The 16,276-nt window shown below is 35.3% G+C and carries 19 protein-coding genes; 2 read left to right on the forward strand and 17 right to left on the reverse strand.

The features are described 5' to 3' along the window. Positions 1-37: 37 nt before the first annotated feature. Both ACG95_RS08225 and ACG95_RS08230 read right to left on the reverse strand, forming a co-directional pair. Positions 38-664 (reverse strand): hypothetical protein, encoded by a 627-nt coding sequence (locus ACG95_RS08225; RefSeq protein WP_048000075.1) that lies wholly within the window; start codon positions 662-664, stop codon positions 38-40. A 72-nt stretch (positions 665-736) separates the two neighbouring features. Beyond that, complete coding sequence (locus ACG95_RS08230; RefSeq protein WP_048000076.1) at positions 737-1,429, reverse strand: hypothetical protein; 693 nt, start codon at positions 1,427-1,429, stop codon at positions 737-739. A gap of 97 nt (positions 1,430-1,526) precedes the next feature. Here ACG95_RS08230 and ACG95_RS08235 point away from each other — a divergent pair, with 97 nt between their 5' ends. Then, positions 1,527-1,961: a hypothetical protein gene (locus ACG95_RS08235; protein WP_048000077.1), complete on the forward strand. Its 435-nt coding sequence runs from the start codon at positions 1,527-1,529 to the stop codon at positions 1,959-1,961. A gap of 28 nt (positions 1,962-1,989) precedes the next feature. Here the strand turns inward: ACG95_RS08235 and ACG95_RS08240 are convergent, their stop codons facing one another. The 10 genes from ACG95_RS08240 to ACG95_RS08280 all read right to left on the reverse strand — a co-directional run bounded on the left by ACG95_RS08240 (position 1,990) and on the right by ACG95_RS08280 (position 10,295). Continuing rightward, positions 1,990-3,279 carry a tyrosine-type recombinase/integrase gene (locus tag ACG95_RS08240; RefSeq protein ID WP_048000078.1) on the reverse strand — a complete coding sequence of 430 codons (1,290 nt, stop codon included), beginning with the start codon at positions 3,277-3,279 and terminating at the stop codon, positions 1,990-1,992. A 211-nt stretch (positions 3,280-3,490) separates the two neighbouring features. After that, positions 3,491-4,003 (reverse strand): hypothetical protein, encoded by a 513-nt coding sequence (locus ACG95_RS08245; protein WP_048000079.1) that lies wholly within the window; start codon positions 4,001-4,003, stop codon positions 3,491-3,493. Between the two features lie 129 nt (positions 4,004-4,132). After that, positions 4,133-4,504 (reverse strand): hypothetical protein, encoded by a 372-nt coding sequence (locus ACG95_RS08250; protein ID WP_048000080.1) that lies wholly within the window; start codon positions 4,502-4,504, stop codon positions 4,133-4,135. A gap of 152 nt (positions 4,505-4,656) precedes the next feature. After that, positions 4,657-5,037, reverse strand: a complete 381-nt coding sequence (locus ACG95_RS08255) for a hypothetical protein (protein ID WP_048000081.1) — start codon at positions 5,035-5,037, stop codon at positions 4,657-4,659. Positions 5,038-5,081: 44 nt separating this feature from the next. Continuing rightward, the gene (locus ACG95_RS08260; protein ID WP_048000082.1) at positions 5,082-7,178 is read right to left on the reverse strand and encodes a hypothetical protein; all 2,097 of its coding nucleotides are present in this window, start codon (positions 7,176-7,178) and stop codon (positions 5,082-5,084) included. A gap of 10 nt (positions 7,179-7,188) precedes the next feature. Next, complete coding sequence (locus tag ACG95_RS08265; protein ID WP_048000083.1) at positions 7,189-8,022, reverse strand: hypothetical protein; 834 nt, start codon at positions 8,020-8,022, stop codon at positions 7,189-7,191. Positions 8,023-8,252: 230 nt separating this feature from the next. Further along, positions 8,253-8,420 carry a hypothetical protein gene (locus ACG95_RS14530; RefSeq protein WP_160300364.1) on the reverse strand — a complete coding sequence of 56 codons (168 nt, stop codon included), beginning with the start codon at positions 8,418-8,420 and terminating at the stop codon, positions 8,253-8,255. A 135-nt stretch (positions 8,421-8,555) separates the two neighbouring features. Beyond that, positions 8,556-8,843: a hypothetical protein gene (locus ACG95_RS08270; protein WP_048000084.1), complete on the reverse strand. Its 288-nt coding sequence runs from the start codon at positions 8,841-8,843 to the stop codon at positions 8,556-8,558. Between the two features lie 494 nt (positions 8,844-9,337). After that, complete coding sequence (locus ACG95_RS08275; RefSeq protein ID WP_048000085.1) at positions 9,338-9,862, reverse strand: hypothetical protein; 525 nt, start codon at positions 9,860-9,862, stop codon at positions 9,338-9,340. Between the two features lie 70 nt (positions 9,863-9,932). Then, entirely contained in the window at positions 9,933-10,295 is a 363-nt protein-coding gene (locus tag ACG95_RS08280; RefSeq protein ID WP_048000086.1) for a hypothetical protein, read from the reverse strand. Between the two features lie 666 nt (positions 10,296-10,961). Between ACG95_RS08280 and ACG95_RS08285 the strand changes: the two genes are divergently transcribed. Next, complete coding sequence (locus ACG95_RS08285; protein ID WP_048000087.1) at positions 10,962-11,492, forward strand: P-loop NTPase family protein; 531 nt, start codon at positions 10,962-10,964, stop codon at positions 11,490-11,492. A 304-nt stretch (positions 11,493-11,796) separates the two neighbouring features. Here the strand turns inward: ACG95_RS08285 and ACG95_RS08290 are convergent, their stop codons facing one another. From ACG95_RS08290 to ACG95_RS08310, 5 genes are all read right to left on the reverse strand, one after another. Further along, the gene (locus ACG95_RS08290) at positions 11,797-12,351 is read right to left on the reverse strand and encodes a hypothetical protein (protein ID WP_048000088.1); all 555 of its coding nucleotides are present in this window, start codon (positions 12,349-12,351) and stop codon (positions 11,797-11,799) included. Positions 12,352-12,363: 12 nt separating this feature from the next. Beyond that, complete coding sequence (locus ACG95_RS08295; protein ID WP_048000089.1) at positions 12,364-12,822, reverse strand: hypothetical protein; 459 nt, start codon at positions 12,820-12,822, stop codon at positions 12,364-12,366. A 254-nt stretch (positions 12,823-13,076) separates the two neighbouring features. Next, the gene (locus ACG95_RS14000) at positions 13,077-14,633 is read right to left on the reverse strand and encodes a LysM peptidoglycan-binding domain-containing protein (protein ID WP_053072747.1); all 1,557 of its coding nucleotides are present in this window, start codon (positions 14,631-14,633) and stop codon (positions 13,077-13,079) included. A 280-nt stretch (positions 14,634-14,913) separates the two neighbouring features. Beyond that, positions 14,914-15,258 carry a hypothetical protein gene (locus tag ACG95_RS08305; protein ID WP_048000090.1) on the reverse strand — a complete coding sequence of 115 codons (345 nt, stop codon included), beginning with the start codon at positions 15,256-15,258 and terminating at the stop codon, positions 14,914-14,916. 296 nt (positions 15,259-15,554) lie between these two features. Further along, entirely contained in the window at positions 15,555-16,181 is a 627-nt protein-coding gene (locus tag ACG95_RS08310; protein ID WP_048000091.1) for a recombinase family protein, read from the reverse strand. Positions 16,182-16,276: the final 95 nt, after the last annotated feature.

Consider the following 16,276-nt stretch of genomic DNA (forward strand, 5'->3'; position numbering starts at 1 on the left):
TCTCGATTTGGTCTCAGTTACTACTAAAACAACTTAATTAATATTTTTTCTTAAGAACCTCTAGTTTTGCTTCTTCTAATAATTCAACAGTTGCTTCCTTGATGGCATAATTAGTCATTAGAATCTTATCTAAAAATGGTTTGAGCAATACAACAATTAGAATTATTAATATCAAGAAAATTGCGAACGTTGCTATTTCATACCCTAAATGTTGTGTATCTCGAACTCGTGCTAAGATTGCACTACCACTAATTGAAACAAAAACAGTAACTGAACCACTAATAATGCCTATTGCTAAATTACGTTGTCTCAATTCTTTTTCTATCTGTTTATTTTCATTAGAGAGTATCGTATCAATTATTTTTTCTGAATATAACTTCTTTTCCGCCAGAAATTTACAAAAGGCTCGAATATCAGCATCTTGGTTAATCTCCACTTTATATAGTTTCTGATAAATAAACGTTAAAATCATTGCATCAGAAATTAGTAAAAGCACTGCCCACCACACATGATTAAAATTTTTAAGCACTATACACATATATCCGGCCGGGCCTATTACTGCTAATACAATCATTAACCACCTCACGGCGACTCGTGTAGTAGTATCGAGTAGTTCTCTTTGCATAGCAGCTTGTTTCTCAACAAGCTGATTATCTCTTGTCATCTTCTCACCCATGATTCAAATATTTTGTTTATCTAGTTTTGATACACTTAATTCCAGTCATTAGTCCTACGATTAATATCCCTTTCGAGGATGGTGACTAGGGATATTTTTCGTTACATTATGAAGACTTTCTTCCTTAATGAATCTCGTTTCTACTTCATTTAGTAGTATAAACGTTTCATTTGGTCTACGAGAATCTAACATGAAGAAGTGCTCCCAAATTGCTACAACATTGGGTGCTGTCGAAATCATGAATACCCAAATTAATATTCCAATCATGATGAAATTGGACCAGTAGTGTGTATCTTGATATTTGCTCAGTATCGAAGCAGACACAGCAGTGGCTAATATAGCTGTTATACTCCCCATCATTGAAAGTATTGCGTTACTTTGGCGGATTGCTTTTTTTATCTTGTTTTTCTCTACCAAACTATATTTGATTAATAAAGGCCTAGAATAAATATGTTCCTTTTTTAGGAAATCGCAGAACGCGTCAATGATATCTTCAGTATTATCAATGACTTTACCCTTAAACTTTTTTAAACATATTATAGTTACAGCTATTATCACAACAAAGGCTATACAAACATCTAGTATACTGACATTGATACCCTTAAAAATATTTTTTAAATGCGTCAGAGTGTTTGTAAACACTATTCCTTCTACAACATAAATTATCGTACTTAAAATAATATACCTATCCATGTGGTCTAAGCCTTTTAGTTCAGAAACTCTTCTTTCAATAGCTGCTATATCTTTCATCATAACATTTCACCTACACTGCTTTTTATTTATACAATAACATGTGAATTCGCTTTCAGTGCTATAATTAAGTTAACTTTACAAACTGGAGGCAATGTTAATGACAAGATTTGTTGGTTACAATAGTGATGATAATCCTGAGTTAGGTATGTCTAACCTTTACCTAACTATTGGTGCTAAGATGCTAGGTTTAAAACAGAACTATCATATTGAACCCGAAGAAACAGTCTACTTTTCTTACAAAGAGAATGGTGAATGGTTTGTTAAGGCACGAGCAACCATCGACAAGCAATTACCACAATCCGAAACACCTTGGAACGACGGTCACAACTATTATCGTTGGGCTCTAAAGGATGTTTACGAATTTCCACCCTTTGACTTATCATTAATTTCAACAGTTGATAAAAAATATAAGGGTATTCTGCGTTCTCAGCCTAAAAAGATGGAAGACCTCGATGGTATTAAATCTGACATTGCACCACTTAAAAACGCTACTGATGCTATCATCAGTTCATTACACATTCATTCACGCTAAAACCGCAAGAGTCCTTTATGGGCTCTTTTTAATTAGATAGGCTTAACTTACTACCTAAAGTCTTCATCTTATCCTGATTATGCTTCAAGTAGTAGTTACGAGTAACTGCTTCGCCAGAATGCCCAGCAATTTGAATAACATCTTCCATCGCAATAGCTTGGTCATTGATAAACATTGAAATTGCTGTTGCACGTAATTTGTGAAACGATAATTTTTGATGCAACTTACCCTCTTCAATTAAAGAAGCATTTAACTCTCTCCACCAACGTGCTGGAGTTACTGGGCTATAGTACTTGCCAGTTTCATCGCTAAAGACAAAGTCAAACTTTTGACCATCGTTCATTACCCATTTTTTATGGTTAGTTTGTTTTTTCAAAGTTTTTAATTCTTGAACTAATTCTGGCATTAGGGGAACAACACGGTCATCACCATTCTTTGGGCTAGGTTTCATGTCACCACGCTGTCTAGCCTTATCGACTTGACCATTATCATCATAATGTGTTGAATCAGTAATATTATAAGCAACATAGACATACGCATCTTCACCTAAATGAACATTATTCCAAGTTAGTGCCAGTAATTCTCCTTTTCTCATTGCCGTGCCTAAGGCAGTTTTTAATAAGGCCCTGCGGACAATATCGGTATCTGCATTAATTTCATTAACCGCCGCAATTCGTTCATCTTTATCGAATGCCTTAATCCGATGCTTGTTTTTTCTCTCAATACGTTCTGTCTTGGTATCTATTCGAACGTGCTTATTAACGTTAGTAGTGACCATGCCATGCTCAATTGCATATTCGAACACACAACTAATGGTTTGCTTAAATCGGGCACGTGCATGATAAGTCTTGCCATACTTATTTCGTAGATTATCCATAAATACTTGACAATCGTTTAAAGTAATTTCATTAATTTGCTTATCCGAAAACCATTTAAAGTTAGGCGTATCGTTAATAATCTTAGCAGTTTGATAAACTTTATTAAAACCAGCGTTTGATGCGTAATAGACTGTTTGTGCTGTCTCTTCCCAATCCCCTCCAAGTATAGTGATTTCTCTAAATGTGGGAGTCGTTATTTTAGTAATTGTCTTATCTGCATCATAATACTTAGCTTTTTGTTCTTCACACCATTCTTGCCATTGCTTATTTGCTTGTGCCTTAGTTAGCTTTTTATGCACTTGCATGCTAAAACTACGCGTGACCTTGACTGAATTATTAAACCGCTTCTTAAATAGCAATCCACCGTTGTTACGCTTAATAACTCCACTTGTCGTATTCCCAATCCAAACCACGCCTTCACTAGTTCGCTTTAGTGTCATAGTATCCGCTCCTGTTTTTTCGTTTAATTTAGTCTACTGTAACTCTTCAACAATGCTTCGTTAACCTGTTCTTTATCAGGTTTGATGTGCCAAATTCAGCCGGTTGCTTCTTTAGCGTCTATAAGATAACTCTCTTCCTGAATAAAGTCCTCTCCTTTCTTATCTAATTTCAAAAAAATGCCACCCAGTATTACTGGATGACATTTATCTACTACTTATTGTGCTTAAATTTTGAAATTGGATAACTAGCCGTTTTATTTTTACCGCCAGCTGGACGGAATACCTCAGTGGGCTTAGCATACTGAACTTTTTTCATGAATACCGTTACTTGCTTGTCTAAGCCTATTAGTTTAGTTTCAATGGCATCCCAACTATCCCACAGGTCATCAGCCTTAACATCATCAGCAACCCCCAGCTCCTTAATACTTAGCAGTAATTGATGCACATAATTAGCACGCTGATAAGCCGTATTACCAATGTAAGCTAACTTAGTATGACCATCTGATGACTTAATTAGTTTAAATTCGGGTAAACGACCATCTTTGATACGTGTCGTAATCCCCTGCAGTATTCCTACTCTTGTTTTGCCAGTAGTGGTTACTAGTTGTTGCTTTAATTTGTCGTTAATTAGTAAGTACTGCCAAATATCCTTCTGCGTGCGTGGTTTGTCCCGTAATATTAATGGTAATTCTTTGATTACGGCCGCTGTTGCGCTTTCATTCATATTCAAGACCATCCTTTGTTTTATTTATGGTCTTGTTGTAACTCTCTTGCCAACCTTAATCCTGTGCATTCAGTGTCAAAACAAAAAAATCATCCCATTAAGGATGACCTTTCTTCAACGATTATGTAATTACTTTAATTGATATTGCATTAGCCATTCTGGTGGGGTATTACGTCTAAAGGTCAACTGGCTTTGACTGTCTAATCGGTAATCTGGCACCAAATACATGTTAAAGTTATCCTTACTTTGCCAGTCATTGCCAAACATTAATAGATAATAGTCTGCCAAACACGGCCGTTTATCTGTATGGATAAAGAACTCTAACTCATCATGATTGCGCCTTTTCCCACGAGCGAACTTAACATTAATAAGCTTTCCATCCACTTGCATGTCCCAACTTGGATTACCGGTTGGTGCCCGATAACAATCGTAATTTTTAGCTTTAAACCACGTTTCTGCTTGATTCTCCGCTGAATACCACAACATTTCATTAACTTTCAAAATACAAACCATCCTTTTAGCTTGATAGTTTATATTCCTACTTTCAGTAATAACCTTATTTCAGCCTCGCATGCTAATAATTGCCGTCGGGCGCTGGAATAATAAGGTTTAGACACCGTTTAACAACCATTTAATTTGCTGTTAACAAACGATTAATTATCTAAGCACTTAATAAACAGGTAACGGTCAAATGGCGCCGGGATAACTTCCACTCGTTGACCATAATTTTCCCAGATAAATTTCTGCATTTCACTATAATTTTTCATGCTTTTCAATCTGTCCAAATCGGCCTTACTAAAGGTTAAACCAGAATAATTTATCATGCCGAATTCTCCACCTAACAGCCGAAATAATTTTAATAAGTCACTGTAGTCATCATCCAAGTTAGCACCTAGTTTATGGCCCAACAAGTTCTCTATTGCGGCCGAGGCATTAGCTTCCAGTTGGCCAGCATCATACCCTACCATAATCATCTGACTTAACATTAATTTGTCAATTTCATTTAACTTGTTTAGTGCATTTACATTTAACATTCTTACGACACTCCCTTTAATTAGTGTCATAAAGATAACGTCTTCTACTCTCTTGTGTTGTTGATTTTTATCAACTTTCCAAGTTCAATTGGTTCCAGCAATACTTCTCCAGCTACTGATGTATTTTGTTCACCATAGTTACTGGCTGTATTAAATTTACGGTCAAAGTTATCATGAACTTCTTGCGTGTCAATATTAGCAGTTCTAACTTCCGTATAACCAGAATTAAAACTTATTTGCGGGTTATCAGTTTTTAAGTCAGGAGCATTTACAAAAAACAATCCCCGTCTTTGCTCACTCTTTGATTCTAAGTACTTACTCATTTCTTGACTATTATCAATGGAGTTCCAAACATTGCTTCGAGCATACCCAAGCACTTGGATGTTAGTAGTATCAAATAAGCGCCCGACTTCTCCCTTGCTAAATTGCTGCGTTATAACAATCACAGATACTCCACGTGAACCATGTTCTTGGCTTATTTTGACCATTATTCGTTCGATTGCATCACGTAATTTAATCTTCTTACCATCAATTTCAACTCGTTCACCTTCAGCAGCCGCTAACGTATTAGCATACTCGTCAAAGACTAGTAGTAACTTACCTAGCGTATGGTCAGGGTTCTTGTGGTTATATTCCTTAATATTCTTAACTCCATTATTGATAAATAACTGTTTACGTTTAGTTGCTTGTTCATCAATATGCTGCAACATTACATAGATTTCATGAACTTCACTTTTAACCAGCATGCCACTTTGCTTGAACCCGTTACTGATATAATCTTCATCCTTTACAGTTGCAATATAGACATCAGAATAATCAAACCTTTTATTAGTCTTCAAATACAACATACTTAGAATAACCTGCGTTATCATTGTCGACTTACCACTTCTGCTTTGGGCTCCGCACAATATTGCAGTTAAGTCATCACCTCTTGGGAGGTCAACTACATACTTTCCAGTGCGGGAATTTCCCAGTTTTAGCTTACCTTTATTTGCATACTCTTTAATTGTCTTAATATTAGTAGTTACTGGTGGTACTATTTGGCCTAAAACGAACGTCATCTGGAATGAACCATGGTCACTAGCTATTGCTTTAGTCATTACATCACAACGAAGATTCTTAGCAACTAAATCAACTTTCTTTTTGGCATCAGAGTATGTTGTATTTCCAATTAGTCGCATACGCATATTGATGTAACTACTACTACCTGTTACTGAGTTACTGTTATTGTCCCAATAACTAAAGCCTAAACTATCACTATTTTGGGCAAAGTATTTCCAGATGCTCCAAATTTTATCCGGTAAATGATTCTTATCTACATAATCCCGTTGTTGCTTTAACACTGCTGATTTTTCATCTTGAACGGCCAACTCTAAAAGTTCTGGATAAACTTTATAGTTACCACTTAACAGCATTTTATTAACTGTTTCCTTTAATGGTTGTCTTTTGATAATCGACAAAACATCTTGTTTTAAACGTTCATTGTATATGTATTGACCAGTTTTAAAGTCAGGCAAAATCCGTAACTCCTTTAGCATATAATCATCAAGGTTTACAACTTTTGCTTGTTGATATTTAAGACTAATATCTATGTTTAATACTGCTGAAAATCCAGCCTCTTGAGTTATCTTCAAATTGCTTAGCAGGATGAAATCATCAAACAGAATGCCTTGCTGAGCACCGTTCAAGCACTGATACAGCTCCAGTAAAACATCAAACTCTCTTAGCGGATATTGGTAATATCGATTCTTAGCGTTCTTATTGGATAAGTGGTCATCTAGTAATTGAACGATACAATAGGATGCGTCTCTGCAACACTTATAATGCCTGTATGTTAGAACACTGATTATTACTACTAAATCGACAAGGAACATCCATTTAAACCGTTTTGTTAATAACAGTAAAACTACTACCAGAATAATCTTCGTTATTAATCGATTTGATTTTCCGTTAATAGATTTTATTTGGGCCTGCTTGACCAATAAGTATCTATTTTCATAATATGTTCTTAACAACAATTTTTTAACTTGCTTTAAGACAACCGTTACTTGCTTATACTGGTCATCGTTTAGTCTTAATTTAAACCAATTTTCCAATCTTAACTTTAAGTAGTAACCGAACTCTTTATATTCTTGTTTCATGGCTATAGCCTTACTCGCTGGCTAGTTGTTTAGTTACTGTAGTCCGCTTATTACGTTCTAGTACTTCATCATACTCCCAGTTCAATTGATTAATAATTCCACCTGCTGGCTGAGTTGCCTGTTTGAAGTCAAGTAATACTAAAGACTGGTTATCCTCAATGCTCGTCAGCTTTGCTACGGATTTGCCATTCTGATTTTGAACGTTTAGTGCATAGCCCTGAATCGTTTCAAAGTCTTCTACTTGCCGAATACATAACATTAAACAACCATCTTCAATTGGCTTAGTGAATAGGTTACGATGCTCATTGATAGCCTCTGCCATTAATTCAAACGACGGAAAGACTGCAACTAATGTGCGACCTTGTTCCGGACTAATATTAGTCGTTAAATCATCCACAACTTTAAACTGTAATTTATTGATGGCCTTACCGTCAAAGCTGGCTACTGTTTCCAAGTCTAAACTATCTTTCATTCGACTAAACTGGCCTAGTCGTAACCCTTTCTCCCGCATGAACCAAACGGCCTTACTTAACATGAACCAATTGGTCAGCAAGCTAGTATCTAACTTATCCACATACAACCCACCAAATGACCATCGATTACCAATACCATTAGTTTGCCTAACTTTTAGTGTTTTTGACTTAATTAGTGATTTTAGTGCTCGCTGATTGCTGCCACCTGTTAGGTTGCTTAAAATCTCCCTGCTACTGCTACCTAATGAGTGACTCAGCCCAAATAATTCACTAGGTTGCATCACCCGTTTAATATGTAGCTTACCATCATATAATAATTCATTTTTAGCTAAATTATTTTGAACTTTAACTTGTCGTTCTTTTTTCGTCATTCCAATTCCTCATTTCCTTAAAAAAATTCTTAGCTGCCCCATTCCAGCTATTTTGACCTCAATTGCTCCAATTATTGCTGACTGTTGAATGTTAAAAATAGTCATTATTATCAATAAAAATTAGTCACTTTTATAATAATAATTAGTCATTTTATAATATGATTTCAGTCATCATTTATTAATCTATTTAGTCACTATTATTTAACGTTTAGACAGCATCTAATGGACAGCTAGATTAATATTGAAGCAGTATCTGAACCGGTGTACCCAAATTGATAGCATAGCCTTAGTAACTTCCAAGTTACCTTCATGGGCGCTTGCTTCTGATTAAGACGCCGGGCTAAAACTAATGAACGTTCTTGCCTGTAATCCCAATAAAACTTAGCAAATTTCACCATTCGTTGACCTCCTAACAGCCTTGTAGTTACCTTTGTTGTAACATGAGTCTGACAAGTGTGCATCTTTTGCTCGACATGTTTGGTAACTAATTTTGGTCAAAAAAATAGCCCCCTTTAAAGGGCTAATAGTTGTAATTATCTAGATTGACAATCTAACATCTTCCGGATATCTAGGTATGACGTAAACACTTCATACTCTAATTGTGCTAATACTTTGTCGCTGTTTGCATCATAATTAACGGCAGTTATTTGACTACCAACTTTTAGGAATTTATCTGCTTGTTCGTCAAATTCACGGTAAGAATATATGTGTTTGCCAATAATTAACTGCCAATTACTTGTAGGATTTTCCCGGTCAAAATTAAGCAGTTGCTCTTTAAATTCCATCAAAGTGTAACCATTCAGCCAAATAATATTAGTCATAGGTCATCTTCCATTCCAATTAGGTTACTGATGTTGTAACTCTGTGCCAACCGAATTGGTAGTCTTTCTTAGATTATAGTTTGGTGTCTATAATCTCCTGTAAGTTCTAGGATTGCCCTTAACCATTTCTAAGTAACATTAGTCTACAATCTTGGTTCCAGTCTGTCACAGGATGTTTATCAAAAACTAAAATTAATTATTAAACTGGATTTATTCCGTATCACAACTACAATAATTCGACCTAAGTAGTTTAAACCATAAATTAGCAATTATCAGTTCGATTACTACAGGTTATCATCCACGTTCAAATTAAACGTGTCCCCCTTGTCTGCCCCTGTCCGGACTCTTATATCTGGTTTGGCATAATTACACCCAAAGACCCGTCATGCCCTGTGTGGCGCTCTGTGGAAGTTTCAATTTAAGCAGTTTAAAACTGACTACTAAAAAAGGCCACCCAATTAAGAGTGACCTTACTAATTATTATTTACTTGCACCTATTTTGCCGTTTCGTTTTTTCCTTGACGATAAATTAACCCATAAACCGCAGCTAAATGCTTTACGAATTCCTTATTGTCATCATCGATTTTTACTTCTTTTTGCTTTAAGCTACCATCTTCTTGAACTTCAAATGTGAAATGAAAATTTAGAAAATCCACCAAATAATATTCGCCGGGGAATAACATGTTTTTAGATTCTTGATTAACGCCTAATTGCTTCGATAGGGACGTAGCTAGCCACATCTGTTCATAATTTTTACTTGCGACATTAATGTTGATATTCATATTTTGAATTGATGCTGAGAATGCGGCACTAAAATACTGATAGTCTTTATTATAAGTTGTGGCCTGACCATCCAACAGAATGCCTTTAAGTGGCGTGGTTAAAACTTCTTGTTTAAATTGTGGCCAAACAATTTCATTTTTGACCTGATTGACACAGTTGTCCACCGTAGACATTTGACCTTCATCCATGTTAAAAAGCTTAATTTCAGTTGCGTTTGATTTTTTGTTATTTGCCATAATTAATACACCCTTTACATTTTATATTGTTTACTATTTTGTTTGATTGAACCCATGAAATTTGAACACGTTAGCTTAATTTATTAGTTATAATACGTGACCCGTGCGTTATTCTGCGTGATGCAACATCTTGAATGTTAAAACCTAATTCTTTCGTGTAGTAATTGTATGCGATTACATCGACATAGTCCGGATTGGCTGGCCAAGCTGTTAAGACCCGACTAGCTAATTCAGCAAATTCAGTTACCGAAATTGAATAAGTAGTAACTTGGTAGTTATTAACCCGATGATGTTGCATTAATTCATCGATAAACTTTTGAATTTTGGTTGCATTACCCGTTTTTAAAACTTGGTACTGATATTCATGTGGCGTAAATTTAGCCGATGCCACAAAGATTGCTTTGTAATGACCGATAATTGTAAATTCTGACATAATTACACTCCATTCCTGTTAGTGAACATTTAAATTATTTACTTGGCAACCGGCGCCGGTGCTTTATTAATTAACAACGCAAGTGTAGTCCGCAAACGTTGATTTGGCAAGCCTGGGAGTGCTTTTCACAAAGTGCCCTCAACGTTGTTTTGGGTGTTTCTTCATCATAAACTGACATAAGAAGTTTGCTATTTTTCAAGATGAAGAAATGAATGGAATGCGGGTTGAAACCCCGATTTAAATTATTTTAAAAAAAGTTTTTCCACTATTATTAGAATGTTATATTATAAACGTTTTAAAATTGTTGTTATCACTATACATATTATCGAATTTTGTTATTAAACAGATATTTTAATCATTAGTGTTCAACTTATAAGTGATTTTTTAATCGTAAATTCATTAAAATATTACCTAAAAAAACGCTAAATTTGCTTGATTTCACAAACTTTGCTCCAATTCAGTCATAATATTTACTCAAAGCTTGCAAGTTTACCCTTGAAATAAGTCGCTAATTCTTTGGATGATTAGTCTTTGTCCAATTTATTACCCTTTTATCCCCCCTTGAGTTCGAATATTTTCTTTAATTTATCAAATAAAGAATTCGCTTCCATAAATACTGTTATAATTATGTGTGACAAACACAACTAAATACTAGGGGGAGTTTTAATGAAAACTACTTTTTTGTTTGGTAAACCCGATTCAGGAAAGACAACTATTTGTGGACAACTTCTTTTTAGACTTAAACAACATGGCTGGCACGAAATTGTAGCATTCCGTAATCACAACGGCCGTATACTACAATCCAAAAGGGAATTCCAACTTGATACTGTATCTACGGACTTTCATGAAGACTTTACTGGCGTTTTTAAGGGAATTATTGATGGCAAAGAAATCGTAGTAGCTATCAGTTCTGAAGGCGATGACAGGCATTTTATTGATAAGGGTCTTGAAAAAATTAAAGCTATTTGTGATGAACATCATCTAAAAGTTGACTACCTTTTCTTGACTTCTCATCCTTCTCAAGCACATACGTATGCGACACAAAAAGTATACGAGCTATTTCCAGAAGGAGCCGAGGCTGACTATTATTCATTTGCAACTAGTCGCGTTCAGGAAACAAATGACCCAACTGTAGTATTACAGCAAAAAAATTGGTTCTTAGATTATATTTTAACAACCATTAATCTAACCATTTAATACAGTCAAAAACAGCTCACACCTATATTTAGCTGCAGTGTGAGCTGTTTTCATTCAATAAGTTATAAATTACATTTTTTCATGTGGATTATACTAAAAATTTAAATGAATTGATTGCATAAGAAAAGACACCTCCCTTCTGGAAAGTGCCTGTTTTTGTTACTCTTACTTTATAGTGACTTGCTTACCTTGGTTGGTTACTAGATTCCTAGTTGAATGTTGCAGTATCCATTTTGGGCATTCTTTGGACTTACTACTATATTAAGAGCCTTAAAAGAATCCCATACATACCTCTAGTTATCATCTAAAATAAGTTGCCTAAAACTAAACGCATATCAGGCTTATTTGCATATACTTGTTTTTGACTAACTTTTCTATTTTCGTGCTTAGAAATTGATTTATAAAATTTCTGTTGTTGTTTATGTGAATGATATACAGCTAAAGACCAACGATATGACCCTACCATTGTCCAAATACCTGTTTCTTTTAGATACTTTTCTACATCAGCTTCTTCTATCGGAGTATCTTCTGACATCAATAAGTTTATTCTACTTTTCAAATTATTTTCATTTATTTTAGGCTTTTCTTCAGATATTCTTAATAAATTTATATTATCTAATAAACTATTGAATTCTTTTTTAGTATTCAATAATCCTTGTAGATATTCTTTAAAATCTTCATTTAATAATTTTTTATATAACTCTATTTTTCTTTTTTTACTTGTATACTGAAAAAACTCAAATTTTACGATATAATATCCCATTCTAAAGCTAGTTACCAACATGCTGGTTGCTAAATACAATGCAATTAAAAATAAAATAGCTACAATTACTATATTTATCATTGTTTGTTGTATCATCGTAATCCCTCCTTAAACCCATTTTGGAGAATAGAAATCTAAAAATAACTCTAAAATAAAAGCAGCTACAATACTCAAGTATACAAAGATATGTTTCCCTAAAAATTCAAAAATTCCCAAAGAAAATTTAGCGTTCAACACAGGAATCAAACTAAGAATTATCATTACAATAAATACTAAAATTAAAAACTCACAAGCCCCAAACAATAACTTCCAATACAGGCTAACTATTTTATTTTTAAATACCCATTTCGTGAAAAACAACTGACTTTCAACTAATTTTAATAGAGTTGGTAATGCAAAAACCAACAACGCATATTCATTTAGAACAGGGTTATTACTATTCATAGTCCCTAAAATTACAATTATATTTACAGCTATCAATAGATACTTAATTACAATAAAACTATCTTTTACATCAGTCCAATCAGATTTCTTAGCACTTATTAAATCATTATCATTCATAACCATATCATAATTCCATTCTTTAATTTATTATCTCTTTAAATTATCTTATAATTATGAATAATGTTCAACCTCTACTTTAACACTTACAATTCAACTGGCTATTTATTGTCATCCTATTATATACTCTTCCCCTAATTGATGCATGTTTTTTGTTACTAGACTTCATCATATATATACAGAAAAATACGCCTCCCTAAACGGGAAGTGTCCCTCTTGTTACTCTTGACTGGTTGGTGACTTATTTACTTGGTTGGTTATTAAATTCCTAGTTGGATGTTGCACAAACCACCTGTTTCAGACATCGTTACCCCTACACCAATGGTCTTCATACCTGGATTTACTAGGTCGTTCCAATGGGCGGCGTCGCCTTCCTTGAAACTTTGTACAATATCTTCTGCAATCTCCATATTGGTCTTATGGTACCCTACAGTAATTAGGTCTTCACCTACATAGGTGTTATATACCCCTAGCTTCTTTGCTAAGTCTACTGCTTCATAGTTACCACTTGCATCTGTATGGCTAAAGTTGGTTAATAATTGTGGATTGCGGGCCTCTGCAATTTGTTGTAACCCACTATTCATTGTCAAGGCCCCAGCCTTGGCTCCATTTGAGAACGTTGCTTGCGCACGTTCTGCATTCAATAATGATACGACATCTGCTGCTACTTCTGCTTCGTTAAAGGTACTGGTGGTAGCTGAGCTTGATGAGCTACTTGCACTTGAGCTGGCCGAACTGCTTGCTGAGCTACTTGAACTCGTTGCTTGTGAGCTTGATGAGCTGGTTGCTTGGCTAGATGAGCTTTGCGCTTGGCTAGTTGATGAACTAGTTGCTTGTGAAGATGAACTCTGTGCCTGACTAGTTGATGAACTCGTTGCTTGGCTTGAAGAATTCTGGGCTTGGCTAGTCGATGAGCTAGTAGCTTGGCTTGAAGAACTTTGTGCTTGGCTAGTTGATGAACTCGTAGCCTGACTTGAAGAACTTTGTGCCTGACTGTTTGATGAACTAGTAGCAGAACTACCTTGTGCTGAACTAGAACTCGTCGCGGGCTTAGCTGATGAACTCGTTACATTTGATGAACTAGTTGCTGGACGAGCTGATGAGCTTACTGCTGGCTGGGCTGAACTCGTTACCGTTGAACTAATTGATTGGTTATTCGTTCCAGTTGCGGCAGTATTGCTACCAGTCGTTACCTTTGAGCCAGAAACTTGGGCAGTAGTCGTGTGACTGGCTGCGGTTGTCTTGGTATCCGTGTTGGTGCTTGCTTGATTCTTAGTTGGTGCAGTCGTAACTGACCCCATTGGATGAACATGCTTAGTCGTAGTAGTTCCATTATTGGTAGAACTAGTAGTATTGCCATTTTGACTGGATGCACTATTCAAGATTGGAATTACCAATTTTTGACCGACAAAAATCAAGTCCGGATTGGTTAAGTTATTAGCCTTAACAATTGTAGAAACTGAACTACCATATTGTTGAGCAAAACCCCAGACCGTATCGCCATTTTGGGCAATAACCGTCACTTCATTTTTAGATTTGGTAGTATCAACATCTGCTGGAATTACTAATTTTTGACCAATTAGGATGAAACTTGGATTGCTTAGACTATTAGCTTGGGCAATCGCATCTACTGTGGTGTCGTATTTCTGGCTAAAACTCCAAACTGTATCGCCAGCTTGCGCCGTAACAGTAATACTATTCTTGCCAGTAGTGGCATTGCCTTCACTAGCCTGCGCTTTTTGATTCAATGTTAAACCAGTTGCCATGCCGACCCCGGCTAAAACTAATGATGACCATGTAAAAAATCTATTTTTCATAATTTGACTACCCCTATATCCCTTTATTTATCTTCTCTTTGTTTATTGTTGGTCTACCCTTGCATGTCCATTAGTCTTGTTACTTGCCTTAACAACTAGTTTTAATCATCTTGATAGTCTTCCTTGTAGCTGATATGCCTTGAATATCACCCTTCCTTAACCCTTCTTGATTAACTTCAGTGTATAATCTTAAACTCAAGTTGTGTCAGGATGCTTATCACTAATTATCTAAACTACTAACTAAATCAACGGACAGTAAGCAATACTTTTTTTACTTTAATTATCTTGTTGCTCGCTTAACTTGCTTGCTAACATCTTGGATATTTGTATCAATAATTTTTTTAACATCATACATCGCTTCAACCTCAGCAGTAGCACGTTTTACAATTTTGCTTTCTCTAAAAATGATGTCACTTTGATACGTGTTCGTATAGACTTGATGCTGGCCTAAACTATTAACAAACGTGACATTAACTTTGTAGTAGTATTGTCCAGAATCATCAGATGAAACCTGTCCTGCAGGTGTTGGATTGCTATATACAGAACTGGTATTGTCTTTACTACGACTCGTTAACCAGTGCCAGAGCGCCCAGACAACAACTAAAATAATAATTATTTTAAACAACCCAGTATCCCTCCTTTTTCTTTAAATTTGATTTTCAGGTATAGGTAATTTATCACCAAAAATTTGGATCTAAAACGCCTGAAAACCAGTGTTACCATGGCACATCACCGCTGAAGTCTAAAAAAGGAACGGTTTTTATATACTGGATTTTTAGCATAAAAAAGAACCCTGACAAAACTGCAAATGCAGTAATATCAAGGTTCCGGTAAATGCTTATTTTTATGTAATTTTTGTCTAAAAACCGTTCAATATTTAGACATGCGGTCTAGCTATTAACATTGTAATACTACCATAGTTTAAGCATCAAGTGTGCGACTTTTTGGTCTTCTTCGTAGATTATTTCGCTTGGCAATATTATATACTGTTGCTCTACTTACACCCATTTCTTTGACAATCTTTTCAACTGGGTATTCCTTAATATTAAACAAACGACAGATTTTACGCTCAACTTTTGGTTCAATGCGTTTTCGCCCAATGGGTTCACCCTTGGCTTTCTTTAATGCTAATGCAGCTTTTGTTCGTTGCCTAATTTGGTTTACTTCATATTCGCTAAATACAGATAACATTTGAGACTGCAATAAACCAACCGGCGTGCTTGTATCAATACCCTCATGTAGTGATATTACATGGATTCCTTTAACCTTTAAGTTATCAATTACTAATATTGATTTAGCTAAATGTCGGGCTAACCGGTCTAATTTGTAAACGACGAATAAAACTCTATACCCCTCATCAGCTTTAGTTTCTGCTAAAGTCAAAGCTTTTGCAAATAATGGTCTATCATCGTTAGTACCACTTTCTTTTTCAGTGATAATTTCACTACATCGTTCACGTTTCAACGCCCTGACCTGAACCTCCAGTCCTATTGCTTGTTTATCCTCTCCCGTACTTACTCGCGCATAACCAATCTTAATAGTTCGCATTGTTTTCTCTCCTATCCCTAGTTGTTATTATAATTAACTATATCGAATTTCAATTAGCAATTAATATCAATTATTCCTACACCTATTAACGATTG

Origin of the sequence: Lactiplantibacillus herbarum (assembly GCF_001039045.1) — a bacterium.
GTDB classification, from domain to species: Bacteria; Bacillota; Bacilli; order Lactobacillales; family Lactobacillaceae; genus Lactiplantibacillus; species Lactiplantibacillus herbarum.

Coding starts and splice junctions, on each gene's coding strand:
- ACG95_RS08275 (WP_048000085.1), bottom strand. CDS start 9,862: ATGGCAAATAACAAAAAATCAAACGCAACTGAAATTAAGCTTTTTAAC.
- ACG95_RS08225 (WP_048000075.1), bottom strand. CDS start 664: ATGACAAGAGATAATCAGCTTGTTGAGAAACAAGCTGCTATGCAAAGA.
- ACG95_RS08245 (WP_048000079.1), bottom strand. CDS start 4,003: ATGAATGAAAGCGCAACAGCGGCCGTAATCAAAGAATTACCATTAATA.
- ACG95_RS08280 (WP_048000086.1), bottom strand. CDS start 10,295: ATGTCAGAATTTACAATTATCGGTCATTACAAAGCAATCTTTGTGGCA.
- ACG95_RS08235 (WP_048000077.1), top strand. CDS start 1,527: ATGACAAGATTTGTTGGTTACAATAGTGATGATAATCCTGAGTTAGGT.
- ACG95_RS08285 (WP_048000087.1), top strand. CDS start 10,962: ATGAAAACTACTTTTTTGTTTGGTAAACCCGATTCAGGAAAGACAACT.
- ACG95_RS08265 (WP_048000083.1), bottom strand. CDS start 8,022: ATGACGAAAAAAGAACGACAAGTTAAAGTTCAAAATAATTTAGCTAAA.
- ACG95_RS08290 (WP_048000088.1), bottom strand. CDS start 12,351: ATGATACAACAAACAATGATAAATATAGTAATTGTAGCTATTTTATTT.
- ACG95_RS08230 (WP_048000076.1), bottom strand. CDS start 1,429: ATGATGAAAGATATAGCAGCTATTGAAAGAAGAGTTTCTGAACTAAAA.
- ACG95_RS08295 (WP_048000089.1), bottom strand. CDS start 12,822: ATGGTTATGAATGATAATGATTTAATAAGTGCTAAGAAATCTGATTGG.
- ACG95_RS14000 (WP_053072747.1), bottom strand. CDS start 14,633: ATGAAAAATAGATTTTTTACATGGTCATCATTAGTTTTAGCCGGGGTC.
- ACG95_RS08240 (WP_048000078.1), bottom strand. CDS start 3,279: ATGACACTAAAGCGAACTAGTGAAGGCGTGGTTTGGATTGGGAATACG.
- ACG95_RS08270 (WP_048000084.1), bottom strand. CDS start 8,843: ATGACTAATATTATTTGGCTGAATGGTTACACTTTGATGGAATTTAAA.
- ACG95_RS08310 (WP_048000091.1), bottom strand. CDS start 16,181: ATGCGAACTATTAAGATTGGTTATGCGCGAGTAAGTACGGGAGAGGAT.
- ACG95_RS08255 (WP_048000081.1), bottom strand. CDS start 5,037: ATGTTAAATGTAAATGCACTAAACAAGTTAAATGAAATTGACAAATTA.
- ACG95_RS08260 (WP_048000082.1), bottom strand. CDS start 7,178: ATGAAACAAGAATATAAAGAGTTCGGTTACTACTTAAAGTTAAGATTG.
- ACG95_RS14530 (WP_160300364.1), bottom strand. CDS start 8,420: ATGGTGAAATTTGCTAAGTTTTATTGGGATTACAGGCAAGAACGTTCA.